Below are 14,314 nucleotides of genomic sequence, written 5' to 3'. Positions count from 1 at the left end.
ATAATGCCATCCACCCTTTTTGCCAGCCGTGCGCCACAACATGCCGCTATTTCAAACGCCCCCTTCCTCCATCTGCATCCTGCGGCTCTCCGCCATCGGGGATTGCTGCCACGCACTGGCGCTGGTGCGCGTCATCCAGCGGGAGTGGCCACAGACCCGCATCACTTGGATCACCGGCAAAATCGAGGCAACCCTGTTTGCCGATCTGCCCGGCGTCGAGGTGATCCCCTTCGACAAGAGCAAGGGATGGCGCGGCTATCGCGATCTCTGGCAGACCCTCAAGGGACGCAAATTCGATGCCCTGCTCCACCTGCAGGCAGCGATGCGGGCCAGCATTGCCACCCTCGGCATCAGCGCCAAGGTCAAACTCGGGTTTGATCGGGAACGGGCCAACGACGGCCAATGGCTGTTTACCAACCACAAGGTGCCTTCGCCTGCCTCCCCCCATGTGCTGGAGGGTTTCCTCGCTTTCGCCAAAGAGCTCGGCATCCAGAATCTGACCCCGGACTGGCAGCTGCCCATCAACGCCGAGCATCAGGCTTGGGCAAGGGAGAAGATTGGCGGCAAACCGACCCTGCTGATCTGCGCCGCCGCCAGCAAGGCGTTCAAGAACTGGACGGCCGCAGGCTATGCCGCACTGGCGGATCACGCCGCCAACAAGGGCTTTCAGGTCTATCTCTGTGGCGGGCCGGCCAAGCTGGAGCGGGATCTGGCCGCCGAGATCCGGCAACTCAGCCAGAGCAAGCCGGTCGATCTGGTGGGGCAGACCAACCTCAAGCAGTTATTGGCACTGATTGGTGAGGCGAGTCTGGTGCTGGCCCCCGATACCGGCCCAACCCATATGGCCACCATAGTGGGCACACCGGTGATCGGCCTCTATGCCCACCACAATCCGGCGCGTACCGGCCCATATCTCTGCCGCGACTACGTGGTCAGCGTCTATCAGGAGCTGGTCGAGCAGGAGACCGGCAAACCGCTGGCCGAATTGAGCTGGCGCACCCGCCTCAAAGACCCGGAGGCCATGCGAAAAATCACCAGCGAGCAGGTGATCGCCGCGTTCGATCGGCTCTGCGCCGATCGTCAGCTGCCGCAGTGACAGGGCACCTCGGGAATTCCGAGCCATCAGGCAGGGATAACCTGATAGCCTCTGCCCTCAGCCAAAGGCACAATGCAGGCTGATGTGGGTTACGCTCCCGCAGCAAGCTACGAATACTTTGATCGGCTGGAATATGATTCCGGCCGTTTTTTTATTCGCCGCATTCTGATAAAATTCGCCGCCTTTACATCCTCCTGACTCAAGAATTTTCCGCGTTTTGCGTTTGGCTGTCTCCCTTTCGGGCACAAGACGGCGGTCTCTGCTACAACCAAAACAGCTGTTTCGATTAAAGGTAATAATATGGCGCAACAAGGCACTCTCTATATCATCTCTTCTCCGAGCGGCGCGGGTAAATCCAGTCTGCTCAATGCCTTGCTGACCCAACATAACGCTGCGGGCAAGATGCAGCTGTCGGTTTCCCACACCACTCGCGCCACCCGTCCTGGCGAAGAGCACGGCGTCCACTACCACTTCGTACAGGTGGAAGAGTTCAAGGCGCTGATCGAACGCGGTGATTTTCTGGAGTGGGCCGAGGTGTTCGGTAACTACTACGGCACCTCCCGCGCCACCATCGAAGCCTGTCTGGCCAAGGGGATCGACGTATTCCTCGACATCGACTGGCAAGGTGCCCGCCAGATCCGCGAGCAGATGCCGACCAAATCCATTTTCATCCTGCCCCCCAGCCGCGAAGAGCTGGAGCGCCGCCTGATTGGGCGCGGTCAGGACAGCGCCGAAGTGATTGCCGGCCGGATGGCGAAAGCCATTGCCGAAATGGTGCACTACGACGAGTATGACTATGTCATTATCAATGAAGACTTCGAGCAGGCGCTGTTCCAGCTCAGGTCCATTATTGAGTGCCAACGGCTGGAGATGCGTCACCAGCAACAGGCTCAAAAAAACTTGCTGCAACAGCTACTGGCAGAGTAAGCCAAAAACAAGTAAACTTTTGCGTCATTTTTAAACACTGCTTTTCTAAATACAGAAAGCCCAAACACTGGAGTCCTGCATGGCACGCGTTACTGTAGAAGATGCTGTAAAACAGGTAGGTAACCGTTTTGACCTGGTGCTGGTCGCCGCGCGCCGCGCTCGTCAAATCGCGGTACAAGGCAAAGATCCCCTGGTCGACGAAGAGAACGACAAGCCGACTGTGATCGCCCTGCGTGAGATCGAGCTGGGTCTGGTGAACAATCAAGTGATGGACACCCAGGACCGCTACGAACAGCAAGAGCAGGAAGCCGCCGAGCTGGCTGCCGTTGCTGCCATCGCCGAAGGCCGCGGTTAAGTTATTCTTCCGGTTGGCACCCGCCCGGGTGCCGACTGTTCATCCCCATTTACAACCGCTCGAAAACCTCGCAAACTCAGGGCTATACCCTCAATTCCACGAATTGCCGTTTCACCGCTGCGGGGACTGTCTTGTATTTATTTGAAAACCTTAAAGAAATAGCCAGTTCCTACCTGCCGCCAGAGCAGGTTGAGAAGCTCAAGCAAGCCTATGTGGTGGCCCGTGATGCCCACCAGGGCCAGATGCGTTCCAGTGGCGAACCCTATATCACCCACCCCGTTGCCGTTGCCCGGATCCTGGGTGACATGCGCCTCGATCATGAAACCCTGATGGCCGCCGTACTGCACGACGTCATCGAAGATACCTCTGTCACCAAGGCCGATCTGGCCGAACAGTTTGGCAATGCGGTTGCAGAACTGGTGGCCGGGGTCTCCAAGCTCGACAAGCTGAAATTTCGCGATCGCAAAGAGGCGCAGGCCGAGAACTTCCGCAAGATGGTGATGGCAATGACCCAGGATATCCGGGTCATTCTGATCAAGCTGGCCGACCGCACTCACAACATGCGCACGCTAGGCTCGCTGCGCCCTGACAAGCGCCGCCGCATCGCCCGGGAAACCCTCGAAATCTTCGCCCCCATCGCCAACCGCCTCGGTATCCACACCATGAAGAACGAGCTGGAAGAGCTGGGCTTCGAGGCGCTCTATCCGATGCGATCCCGCGTGTTGCGCGAATCGGTGCGCCGCGCCCGTGGCAATCGCCGCGAGATCATCGACTCCATCCAGAGCGAAATTAGCGGTCGCCTGAAAGAGGCAGGGATCGAGCATCAGGTCAGTGGCCGCGAGAAGAACCTCTTCTCCATCTACAACAAGATGGAGAAAAAAGAGCTGCAATTTCATGAGGTAATGGATATCTACGCCTTTCGGGTCAAGGTGAAGGACATAGATACCTGTTACCGGGTGCTGGGGCAGATGCACAGCCTCTACAAGCCGCGCCCCGGCCGCTTCAAGGATTACATCGCCATCCCCAAGACCAACGGCTACCAGTCGCTGCATACCTCGCTGGTGGGGCCGCACGGGGTACCGGTGGAGGTGCAAATTCGCACCGAGTTCATGGATCAGATGGCCGACAAAGGGGTTGCCGCCCACTGGGCCTACAAGCAGGATGGCGACAGCTCGGGCACCACTGCCCAGATCCGCGCCCAGCGCTGGATGCAGAGCCTGCTGGAATTGCAGCAGAGCGCTGGCAGCTCGTTTGAATTTATCGAAGGGGTCAAGACCGACCTGTTCCCAGACGAGATCTACGTGTTCACGCCGGAAGGACGCATCATGGAGCTGCCCGCTGGCGCCACGCCGGTGGATTTTGCCTACACGGTGCACACCGACATCGGCCACGCCTGCGTCGGTTCACGGGTCGACCGCCACCCCTACCCGCTCAGCAGCCCGCTGCACTCGGGCCAGACGGTGGAGATCATCACGGCGCCGGGCGCCCGCCCCAACGCGGCCTGGCTCAACTTTGTGGTGACCACCAAGGCACGCTCCAAGATCCGCCAGTTCCTCAAAAACCTGCGCACCGAAGAGTCGGTGGTGCTGGGTCGCCGCCTGCTCAACCATGCGCTGGGCGCCAAGAATATCGAAGACATCCCCGAGCCGCGCATCAAGCAGGTGCTGGCCGATACCAAGCATGAGAACCTGCAGGGGCTGCTGGCCGATGTGGGCCTCGGCAACGCCATGAGCGTCATGGTGGCGCGCCGCATGCTGGGAGATGAACTGCCGCCGGAAGAGCAACCCAAAACCAGCAGCAAGAAGATGCCGATCAAGGGTGCCGATGGCATGCTGGTCACCTTCGCCAACTGCTGCCGTCCGATCCCGGGGGATGCCATCATCGCCCATATCAGCCCGGGCAAGGGTCTGGTGATCCACCAGGAAGCCTGCCGCAACATCAAGGGCTACAGCAAGGAGCCGGACAAGTACCTGCCGGTGCAGTGGGAAGTGGACAAGGAGCAGGAACAGGAGTTCCGCACCGGCATCAGCATCGAGATCGTCAACCATCAGGGTGCGCTGGCCGAGCTGGCCAACGTGATTGCCGCCACCGGCGCCAATATTCACGCCATCAGCACCGAAGAGAAGGATGGCCGGGTCTATCAGGTCAGCCTGCTCATCACCACCAAGAGCCGCATCCACCTGGCCAACATCATGCGCAAGATCCGCGTCATGCCCAACGTGCTCAAGGTGAGCCGACAGAAGAACTGAACACAGGCGGCGCAAGCCGCCTGCTGCTTTTATAGAGACAAGCCATGACCCCCGAACGCTTCAAGCGCATCACCGATATGCTGGCCCAGCGTCAGCTCGATTTGACCGTCTGTATGGAAGAGGTCCACAAACCTCACAATCTGGCCGCCATCGTGCGTACCGCCGATGCCATCGGCATCCACCGGGTACACGCCGTCTGGCCCAAAACCTGGATCCACAAGCGCAAGGGCACCGCCCGCGGCAGCCAGAACTGGGTGGATGTAAAACTGCACCCGGATATCGGCACAGCCGTTGCCGAGCTGAAAGCTTCAGGCATGCAGATCCTGGCAACCCACCTCTCCGACAGCTCCGTCGATTTTCGCGCTATCGACTACACCAAACCGACCGCCATTCTGGTGGGTCAGGAGAAGCACGGCATCGGTGAAGAGGCGCTGGCCCTGGCCGATCACCATATCGTCATCCCCATGGTGGGCATGGTGCAGTCCCTCAACGTCTCGGTGGCTGCTGCCGCCATCCTCTACGAAGCCCAGCGTCAGCGCGAGCTGGCCGGTTGCTATCAGCGCGGCTGCCCGCTCACGCTGGAAGAGCAAAACAGCATCCTGTTCGAGGGGGGTTATCCTATCTATGCCCAGCTCTGCAAAGAGAAAGAGATGCCCTACCCCCAGCTCGGTCCGGCCGGTGAAATTCTGGCAGACGAAGAGTGGTGGCAACGGATGCAGCTGACCCGCAAAGGGTGGGCCCAGCAGAGCGAGCAGGACGACCAACAGGAGGAGTGATGGAGAACCCTTTTGGCAGCTGGCTGGAATCGCAAATCATCCGGGATCACCTGACCAACCCGAACATAGAGGCCGGTGACTACAGCTACTACTCCGGCTATTACCACGGCAAGCCGTTCGAGGATCACTGCGTCCGCTACCTGCTCGGCGATGGCTCGACCCGCGAAACCTGGGAGAGCGGCCTCTGGGGCGAGGTGGATCGGCTGATCATCGGCAAGTTCTGCTCCATCGGCTCGGGCGCCACCTTCATGTTGGCGGGCAATCAGGGCCACCGGCTGGATTGGGTTTCCACCTTCCCGTTCAATCCCGACACCTTTGGCGAAGGGGCCCGCAGCGGCTTTCTGCGCAAGGGGGACACCCGGATTGGCAACGATGTCTGGATCGGCTCGGAAGCGATGATCATGCCCGGCATCACCATAGGTGACGGCGCCGTCATCGCCACCCGCGCCGTGGTGACCAAGGACGTGGCCCCTTACACCATAGTCGGCGGCAACCCGGCCCAACCGATCCGCCGCCGCTTCAGCGATGAGCAGATCCTCATGCTGCAAGAGATGCAGTGGTGGGACTGGCCCCTGCCTCGCTTGCAAGCCAGCATGGCGCTGCTTTGCTCGGAGGATATCGCTGCCCTTTATCACCATTGGCAACAGGAGTGTGCCTGATGAAATTCCTCTCTCTTTCCCTGTTGGCCCTGACCCTGTTTTCTGCCGGAGCCCCTGCCGTGACCAATACCTATCAGCTCACCAGCGAAGCCGATGTACCCAGCCTCTACCAGCAAACCCTGCCCGACTTCTGGCGCCAGCATGCGGTGGAAGGAGAGTTCAAGGGCAAGGACGGGGTGACCATCCGCTATGCTGCGCTGCGGCAAGCCAAGGTTGATCGCGCCATCCTGATCGTCAATGGCCGGGTCGAGAGCTACCTCAAGTATCAGGAGCTGGCGTGGGATCTCTGGCGTCAGGGCTACAGCCTCTACCTTATCGACCATCGCGGTCAGGGGATGTCTGGCCGGATGCTAAATGACCCACAGAAGGGATATGTCGACCAGTTCGACGATTATGTGGTCGATCTCAAGCAGTTTCACGACCATATCATCATGGCGGACAAACCTGCCAAGCTGTTCCTGCTGGCCCACTCCATGGGCTGCGCCATCTCGGCCCGCTATCTGGAACGCTGGCCCGATGATATCAAGGCGGCCGTGCTCTCCTCCCCCATGCTGGGCATCAATCTGGGCGGCCTGCCCAAATGGCTGGCCAAGGGACTGGCCACCACTATAGGCACGGTCGGCGGCTGGTTTGGCGAACCACCCTATGGGCCGGGTCAGGGCCCCTATCAGGATCATGGCTTTGCCGATAACGAGCTGACTCACAGCCAGCCCCGCTATCAGGCGTTCCGCCAAATCTACGAACAGCACCCGCAGATCAAGCTGGGTGGCGCTACCGCGCACTGGATTTATCAGGGGATCACCGGTGCCGATGCCGCCATCGCCGATGCGGGCGCTATCAAAACCCCGCTGCTGGTGCTGCAGGCTGGCAACGACAGCGTGGTAGACAATGCCGCACAGGATCGCTTCTGCACCATTGCCAAGTGCGAAGGGGGCAAACCACTGCGCATCGAGGGGGCCTGGCACGAGCTGTTTATCGAATCCGATGACAAGCGCCAGCCAGCCCTGACCGCGATGGTCGACTTTTTCGCCCGCTTCTGAGCTGGCTATTTTTTGTAACCCTAAATAAATGGGGTGACAGTGCGGGCTAAGGTAAACTGCCCCTGTTTTCAATCGATGCCGAGGTAATGATGTTCAAGGTAGTTGTATCCGATCTCGATGGCACTCTGCTCAACAAGCAGCACCAGATCTCTCCCCGTACCCGGGATACCCTGCACCGCCTGGTAGAACAAGGTGTGAAATTCGTGGTCGCCACCGGCCGTCATCACGTTGACGTACGCAGCTTCCGCGATGCGCTGGGGATGGACATCTACCTCATTACCTCCAATGGCGCCGTGGTCCATGACAAACAGGATCAGCTGATTTTCAACCAGCCGCTGCCGACCGAGATCGCCGCCGAACTGATTGCGCTGGAGCGCGACCCCTCTATCCACCTCAATGTCTATCAGGGTGATGACTGGGTGGTGGAAGAGGAGCTGCCCTGGCTGCTGCAGTTCCACGACGAGTCAGGGTTCACCTACCGTCTGGTCGATGACCTGAAGCAGGAACCGAAAGAGCAGATCAACAAGGTGTTCTACATCGGTGACCACGAGAAACTGCTGAAGATCGAGGCGCACCTCAACCAGCGCTACGGCGATCAGCTCAACGTCACCTTCTCATTGCCGGACTGCCTCGAAGTGATGCATGCCGGGGTACACAAGGGCAATGCGGTACGCGCCGTGCTGGAGCAGAACGGGTTCGACATGTCGGAGGCGATCGCCTTCGGCGATGGCATGAACGACTTCGAGATGTTGACCATGGTGGGACGCGGCATCGTGATGGGCAACGCCCATGACCGCCTGAAAATGGCGCTGCCGGAGTATGAGCAAACCCTCACCTCCGATGAAGATGGCGTCGCCGTCTATCTGGAAAAGCTGTTCGAGCTGGAGAGCGTCAGCGCAGCCTGATCCTCTTCAGCCCGCCATCCGATTCAGCAAAGCCTCACCATGTGAGGCTTTGTTTTTTCAGGGTCTCCAGCCAGGGATTGGGCCGCTGCCAACTGAAGCTCTGGTTCGCTCCACCGTAGCATTCGGCCAGCCGCAGTGGCGTGCCGGGGGTATGGCGTCGCCCGGCCACATCGAGACAGCGGGCAACCTTGCTATTGAACAGCCTGTCTTTCTGCCACTCCCACTGCGCCTGACCGTCACAGGGGGCCAGCATCAGCTCGCTGTCGCTTTTGGCTTGCAGGCAGAGATCCTGCAGGCGCAACTCACCCAGATCCCACTCGAACAGTTGATCGTCTTTTCCGCTGCAAGGTTGTGCCAACACCTTCTGATGGGACACCGCAACGCAAAAATCACCGCTGGTCAGCAAGGGGGAGAGAGAGCGCTCCTCCTGCGGTTGTGAAGCAATGGAACCCATCATCACATCGGTGGATGGCGGCTTGATGGTACAGCCACCCAGCAGCAAGGCAGCCAGCAGGGCGGGAGAGCAAGCAAAGGAAATTTTGTTATTCATGGAAAAATGCCTGAAATGGGCCGATGACATCCGCTTGTCAGTGACTCGAGGCTGAAGCATAACCGAAAGGCGGGGCGCGCTGCCCAAATAGAGTGTAAACAGACGTAACAGGGGGGAGAGTGCTGGCGCGGCGGATGCCAGAAAGCAAAAAACCCCGCCGAGGCGAGGTTTTTCTAAATGTGGTCGGTGATAAAGGATTCGAACCTTTGACCCTCTGGTCCCAAACCAGATGCGCTACCGGACTGCGCTAATCACCGAGGCTATTTCTTTCAAAATAGTTTACTTCAAAAAAACAAAGACGACCTGATGGTCATCCTCGTCATACAGCAAGTATGGTGCGAAGAGAGGGACTCGAACCCTCACACCCGGGGGGCACTAACACCTGAAGCTAGCGCGTCTACCAATTCCGCCACCTTCGCGTACCTGACAAGCTGTAAAATGGGGTGGCTGATGGGGCTCGAACCCACGACAACCGGAATCACAATCCGGGACTCTACCAACTGAGCTACAGCCACCACAGCTGTTTTCGTTCCACAACAACGCCCGTTTAACCGACGCACTTTTTATGGTGCGCCCGACAGGATTCGAACCTGTGACCTCTGCCTCCGGAGGGCAGCGCTCTATCCAGCTGAGCTACGGGCGCTACGCTGTCGAACGGGGCGCATTATTAATGATGGTTGCTGGTTTGTCTACACTTTTCTGTCACCGAAACACTGTTCGTTGCTTTTTCAAGCACATTGCGCACTTTTCTTCCACTATCCCCCTGCTGACAGCCGAAAAGGGGCAGATCACAGTCGCAAATCGCCTTGCTGCCTTGACTTGATTTGATGCCCATCTAGAATGAATGAACGTTCATTCAATCGAAAGTCACACTGATGATTCTGGATAAAAAAGAGAGCATCTTCAACGCGGCCCATGAGGTGCTGGGTGAACGGGGTTTTCATGGTCTGTCGATTGCAGAAGTCGCCAAGAAGGCCAATGTTGCCACCGGCACCATCTATCGTTACTTCGGCGACAAGGATGATCTGATCCGGCAACTGCACCAGCACACTATCTTGCAGTGTGTGCCCATGGTCATGGCCGATGTAGCAATCGATAAAGTTTCATTTCAACAATTTCGCCAATTATGGCTCAATATTCATGCCATTTTTGTTAACGAACCCAACGCTATCCGGTGCAAATTGCAGTACGAGAGCTCTCCGCTAGGAGCAGAATTGGAGACCAATCCTGTCATTCTGGCCGCCTGGGAGCCTCTGGACCGATTTTTTGAACAGGGCGTTGAACAAGGATTGTTTATTGATTTACCGATACGGGCACTCCAGGTGTTGAGTCTGGACAGTGTCATGCATCTGGCCCTGCAGTGCAGGGTGCACAACATCACGCTGACCGAATCGCAGTTGGAAACCGCGATCCGGGCCAGCTGGAATGCCATTTTATCCCCCAATCTTTTCACCTCAGGAGCCTGTTCATGAAAAAGTGGATGGCCATTATGTTGCTGATAGCGATCGCCTTGTTTGGCAGCGTCATCGGCTTCAATTTGTTCAAACAGAAGATGATTGCCCAATACATGGCCAACCGGCCGGAACCCGAGTTCCCCGTCACCGCCATGGTGACCAAGGCGCAAGATTGGGTACCGACCATCGAAGCGATAGGCTTCATCGAACCGAATCAGGGGGTAACCCTCTCCACCGAACTGGCAGGCACCATTGATGCCATCACCTTCGAGTCGGGCAAACCGGTCAAGGCTGACCAGCTGCTGTTGAGCCTGGACTCCACCGTGGAGCGGGCCAATCTGCGCGCCTCCCAGGCCAAGCTGCCGGCGGCAAAAGCCAAGTTCGATCGTTTCCAGAACCTCTACAAGACCAGCTCCATCTCCAAAGAGCAGCTGGATGAGGCGGAAGCGGCCTATCGCTCGCTGGAAGCGGATATCGAGAGTCTGAAGGCGACCATTGCCCGTCGTGAAGTCCGTGCGCCCTTTAGCGGCGTGGTCGGCCTGCGCAATGTGTTCCTCGGTCAGTATCTGCAGCCGGGCACCGATATCGTGCGCCTGGAGGATACTAGCGTGATGCGCCTGCGCTTCACCGTGCCCCAGACCGATATCTCCAAAATCAAGCTGGGCCAGACCATCAAGATCAATGTGGATGCCTATCCGCAAACCCAGTTTGATGGTCATATCACCGCCATCGAGCCTGCGGTCAACTTCCAGAGCGGCCTGATCCAGGTACAGGCAGACATTCCGAACAATGACGGTCAGCTCCGTTCCGGTATGTTCGCCCGCGCCAGCATCATTCTGCCGACGGTGAAAGATCAGATTGTGATCCCGCAAACCGCTATCTCCTTCACCCTTTACGGTCAGAACGTCTACGTGCTCAAAGAGGGCGAAGAGACTGACAAAGAGGGTAACAAGGTGAAAGTGCTGCGAGCCAAGCAGGTTGTGGTCAAGGCGGGTGAGCGCCGTGGCAACGATGTGCATGTGCTCTCCGGCATCCAGGCCGGTGACCAGATCGTACTGTCGGGTCAGGTTCGCCTGAGCAACGACACCAAGGTGCATGTGGTCGAGAACGATGCCCTGGCCGTTCCGGCACAAACCCCGATGCTGTAAGCGCGGAGATCTGCGATGCGATTTACTGACATATTTATAAAACGGCCTGTGCTGGCGATCTCGCTCAGCTTCCTGATCGCCTTGCTGGGCTTTCAGGCCATCTTCAAGATGCAGGTACGAGAATACCCCGAGGTGACCAACACGGTGATCACCGTCAGCACTGGCTACTATGGCGCCAGTTCTGATCTGATCCAGGGGTTCATCACCCAGCCGCTGGAACAGGCGGTCGCGCAAGCCGACAACATCGACTTCATGACCTCCTCCAGCCAGCTGGGCAGCTCCACCATCACTGCGTACATGAAGCTCAACACCGACCCCAACGCCGCGCTGTCCGACATCCTGGCGAAGGTGAACTCGGTGCGCTCCCAGTTGCCGAAAGAGGCGGAAGACCCGTCGGTCACCTCCTCCACCGGTTCAACCACGGCGGTGCTCTATCTCGGCTTTACCAGCCCAGAGCTCAACTCCAGCCAGATCACCGACTATCTGGAGCGGGTTATCAAGCCGCAGCTCTTTACCGTGGGCGGGGTCTCCAAGGTTGACCTCTACGGCGGTGTCGAGTTTGCCCTGCGGGTATGGCTGGATCCGGCCAAGATGGCGGCCTTTAATCTGACTGCCAGCGACGTGATGACGGTGCTCAACAGCAACAACTATCAGTCTGCGACAGGTCAGGCGACCGGTTACTTCACCCTGTTCAACGGCAACGCCGAGACCCAGGTCAAGGATGTCGACGAGCTGAAGCGTCTGGTCGTTGCGACCCGTGACGGCAAGGTGATCCGCCTTTCCGACATTGCCAAGGTGACCCTCGAGAAGAGCCACGACATCTATCGCGCCAGCGCCAATGGCCGCGAAGCGGTGGTCATGGCGGTCAACGCCGCGCCAACAGCCAACCCCATCAACATCGCCCACGATGTGCTGGCGTTGCTGCCGAGCCTTGAGCGCAATATGCCGAGTACCATGCGTCTCAACGTGATGTATGACTCCACCGTGGCGATCAACGAGTCCATCCACGAGGTTATCAAGACCATCCTGGAGGCAGCCGCCATCGTTCTGGTGGTCATCACCCTGTTCCTCGGTTCGTTCCGCGCGGTCATCATCCCGATCATCACCATTCCGCTCAGTCTTATCGGCGTGGTGATGATGATGGATATGTTCGGCTTCTCGATAAACCTGATGACCCTGCTGGCGATGGTGCTGGCGATCGGTCTGGTGGTGGATGACGCCATCGTGGTGCTGGAGAACGTCGACCGTCATATCAAGGAGGGGGAAGAACCGTTCCGGGCCGCCATTATCGGTACCCGCGAGATCGCGGTGCCGGTCATCGCCATGACGGTCACCCTGGCGGCGGTATACGCGCCTATTGCCCTGATGGGGGGCATCACCGGCTCCCTGTTCAAGGAGTTTGCCCTGACGCTGGCTGGCGCCGTGTTCGTCTCGGGCATCATCGCCCTGACTCTGTCACCGATGATGTGTTCCAAGATGCTCAAGGCCAACGAGCAGCCAGGCAAGTTCGAGAGCACAGTCCATCACCTGCTGGAGCGGATGACCGATCGCTACGACAGCATGCTGCACGCCGTGATGAAAAAGCGCCCCGTCATCGTGGTGTTCGCCGTCATCGTCTTCGCCAGCCTGCCGCTGCTGTTCAAGTTCATCCCGAGCGAACTGGCACCGTCAGAGGACAAGGGGGTAATGGCCGTGCTGGGTACCGCACCATCCAACGCCAACCTGGATTACATCGAAAACACCATGGCGGATGTGAACAAGATCCTGGACGACCAGCCCGAGATCGCCTTCTCCCAGGTCTTCTCCGGGGTGTTCAATGCCAACCAGGCGTTCGGTATCGCCTCCATGGTGCCCTGGAGCCAGCGTGAAGCGAGCCAGAAAGAGGTGCTGGACCGGGTCGCCAATCTGGTGAAAGACATCCCGGGTATGGCCATCACCACCTTCCAGTTCCCGGAACTGCCGGGTGCATCGAGTGGTCTGCCGATCCAGTTCGTCATCACCACCCCCAACAGCTTCGAAAGCCTGTTCCTGGTGGCCGGGGAAATTCTGGCAGCGGCGCAGAGTAACGGTCAGTTCGTCTATTCAGATCTCGATCTGAACTACGACTCCGCCACCATGAAGATCCGCATCGACAAGGACAAGGCAGGTGCCTACGGCATCACCATGCAGGATATCGGAATCACCATGGGCACCATGATGGCGGACGGTTACGTCAACCGTATCGACCTGGATGGCCGCTCCTACGAGGTGATCCCGCAGGTCGAGCGCAAATACCGTCTCAATCCGGAGTCCATCAAGGGCTACTACGTGCGGGCCGCAGATGGCAAGTCGATCCCGCTCGGCAGCCTGATCAGCATTGAAGTGGTTGGCGAGCCTCGCGCCCTGCCCCACTTCAACCAGCTGAACTCTGCCACCATAGGCGCCGTTCCGGCTCCGGGCGTGGCCATGGGTGATGCGATCAACTGGTTCCAGACCACCGCCGACGAGAAGCTGCCGCAAGGCTATCGTTACGACTTCATGGGTGAAGCCCGTCAGTTCGTCACCGAAGGCAATGCGCTCTATGCCACCTTCGCGCTGGCACTGGCCATCATCTTCCTGGTGCTGGCAATCCAGTTCGAGTCGGTGCGTGACCCGCTGGTCATCATGGTCTCTGTACCGCTCGCCATCAGCGGGGCCTTGATTGCCCTGGCATGGGGTATGGCGACCATGAACATCTACTCCCAGGTGGGCCTCATCACCCTGGTGGGTCTGATTACCAAGCACGGTATCCTGATCTGTGAAGTAGCGAAGGAAGAGCAGCTGCTGCGCGGCATGAACCGAATGGAAGCCGTGATGCAGGCCGCCAAGGTGCGTCTGCGTCCGATCCTGATGACCACTGCCGCCATGATTGCCGGTCTGATCCCGCTGCTCTACGCCGCAGGCGCCGGTGCGGCACAGCGTTTCAGTATCGGTATCGTCATCGTGGCCGGTCTTGCCATCGGTACCCTGTTCACCCTGTTCGTGCTGCCGGTGATCTACACCTATCTGGCTTCCGAGCACAAACCCTTGCCGGTATTCGATGAAACCATTCCGCCCAAAGCAAACGGCGGACATTAATCATCAATCACATGCAAAGGCCCCGTATCGGGGCCTTTTTTATGCTTCGCAGGAAAGAC

At 58.5% G+C, this 14,314-nt stretch carries 12 protein-coding genes and 4 tRNA genes; 11 read left to right on the top strand and 5 right to left on the bottom strand.

Annotation, left to right across the window (positions count from 1 at the left end):
• Positions 1 to 40 precede the first annotated feature (40 nt).
• From NOM06_RS17035 to NOM06_RS17000, 8 genes are all read left to right on the top strand, one after another.
• A complete protein-coding gene (locus tag NOM06_RS17035) occupies positions 41 to 1,096 on the top strand; it encodes a glycosyltransferase family 9 protein (RefSeq protein WP_255912483.1) in 1,056 nt (351 codons plus the stop codon).
• Positions 1,097 to 1,396: 300 nt separating this feature from the next.
• Complete coding sequence (gmk, locus tag NOM06_RS17030) at positions 1,397 to 2,023, top strand: guanylate kinase (RefSeq protein ID WP_021230465.1); 627 nt, start codon at positions 1,397 to 1,399, stop codon at positions 2,021 to 2,023.
• A gap of 79 nt (positions 2,024 to 2,102) precedes the next feature.
• Complete coding sequence (gene rpoZ / locus NOM06_RS17025; RefSeq protein ID WP_005307060.1) at positions 2,103 to 2,378, top strand: DNA-directed RNA polymerase subunit omega; 276 nt, start codon at positions 2,103 to 2,105, stop codon at positions 2,376 to 2,378.
• A gap of 131 nt (positions 2,379 to 2,509) precedes the next feature.
• Positions 2,510 to 4,627 (top strand): bifunctional GTP diphosphokinase/guanosine-3',5'-bis pyrophosphate 3'-pyrophosphohydrolase, encoded by a 2,118-nt coding sequence (gene spoT, locus NOM06_RS17020; RefSeq protein ID WP_005339255.1) that lies wholly within the window; start codon positions 2,510 to 2,512, stop codon positions 4,625 to 4,627.
• Between the two features lie 44 nt (positions 4,628 to 4,671).
• Positions 4,672 to 5,403 carry a tRNA (guanosine(18)-2'-O)-methyltransferase TrmH gene (gene trmH, locus NOM06_RS17015; RefSeq protein WP_255912482.1) on the top strand — a complete coding sequence of 244 codons (732 nt, stop codon included), beginning with the start codon at positions 4,672 to 4,674 and terminating at the stop codon, positions 5,401 to 5,403.
• Positions 5,403 to 6,062: a CatB-related O-acetyltransferase gene (locus NOM06_RS17010; RefSeq protein WP_255912481.1), complete on the top strand. Its 660-nt coding sequence runs from the start codon at positions 5,403 to 5,405 to the stop codon at positions 6,060 to 6,062. The genes trmH and NOM06_RS17010 overlap by 1 nt, the downstream gene beginning before the upstream one ends.
• Entirely contained in the window at positions 6,062 to 7,102 is a 1,041-nt protein-coding gene (locus NOM06_RS17005; protein WP_255912480.1) for an alpha/beta fold hydrolase, read from the top strand. The genes NOM06_RS17010 and NOM06_RS17005 overlap by 1 nt, the downstream gene beginning before the upstream one ends.
• An 89-nt stretch (positions 7,103 to 7,191) precedes the next feature.
• The gene (locus NOM06_RS17000; protein ID WP_005339262.1) at positions 7,192 to 8,007 is read left to right on the top strand and encodes a Cof-type HAD-IIB family hydrolase; all 816 of its coding nucleotides are present in this window, start codon (positions 7,192 to 7,194) and stop codon (positions 8,005 to 8,007) included.
• A gap of 34 nt (positions 8,008 to 8,041) precedes the next feature.
• Here the strand turns inward: NOM06_RS17000 and NOM06_RS16995 are convergent, their stop codons facing one another.
• The 5 genes from NOM06_RS16995 to NOM06_RS16975 form a co-directional block, all read right to left on the bottom strand.
• Positions 8,042 to 8,557, bottom strand: coding sequence for a ricin-type beta-trefoil lectin domain protein (locus NOM06_RS16995; RefSeq protein ID WP_255912479.1), 516 nt, complete (start codon positions 8,555 to 8,557; stop codon positions 8,042 to 8,044).
• 180 nt (positions 8,558 to 8,737) lie between these two features.
• Positions 8,738 to 8,814: transfer RNA gene (locus NOM06_RS16990), tRNA-Pro, on the bottom strand.
• 76 nt (positions 8,815 to 8,890) lie between these two features.
• Positions 8,891 to 8,976: transfer RNA gene (locus NOM06_RS16985), tRNA-Leu, on the bottom strand.
• Positions 8,977 to 8,996: 20 nt separating this feature from the next.
• Positions 8,997 to 9,072: transfer RNA gene (locus tag NOM06_RS16980), tRNA-His, on the bottom strand.
• Positions 9,073 to 9,123: 51 nt separating this feature from the next.
• A tRNA-Arg gene (locus NOM06_RS16975) sits at positions 9,124 to 9,200 on the bottom strand.
• Positions 9,201 to 9,432: 232 nt separating this feature from the next.
• Here NOM06_RS16975 and NOM06_RS16970 point away from each other — a divergent pair.
• Genes NOM06_RS16970 through NOM06_RS16960 form a run of 3 tightly spaced genes read left to right on the top strand, consistent with a single transcriptional unit; the run spans position 9,433 to position 14,255 of the window.
• Positions 9,433 to 10,029, top strand: a complete 597-nt coding sequence (locus NOM06_RS16970) for a TetR/AcrR family transcriptional regulator (RefSeq protein WP_201982494.1) — start codon at positions 9,433 to 9,435, stop codon at positions 10,027 to 10,029.
• Positions 10,026 to 11,159: an efflux RND transporter periplasmic adaptor subunit gene (locus tag NOM06_RS16965; protein WP_005355753.1), complete on the top strand. Its 1,134-nt coding sequence runs from the start codon at positions 10,026 to 10,028 to the stop codon at positions 11,157 to 11,159. Before NOM06_RS16970 ends, NOM06_RS16965 begins: the two co-directional genes overlap by 4 nt.
• Positions 11,160 to 11,174: 15 nt before the next feature.
• Positions 11,175 to 14,255 (top strand): multidrug efflux RND transporter permease subunit, encoded by a 3,081-nt coding sequence (locus NOM06_RS16960; RefSeq protein ID WP_005355755.1) that lies wholly within the window; start codon positions 11,175 to 11,177, stop codon positions 14,253 to 14,255.
• The last annotated feature ends 59 nt before the right edge of the window (positions 14,256 to 14,314 follow it).

This window comes from Aeromonas sp. JL9, assembly GCF_024436075.1.
Classification (GTDB): domain Bacteria; phylum Pseudomonadota; class Gammaproteobacteria; order Enterobacterales; family Aeromonadaceae; genus Aeromonas; species Aeromonas veronii.
Note: the sequence above shows the minus strand (reverse complement) of the source record. Positions and strands in the feature narration are given on the sequence as shown.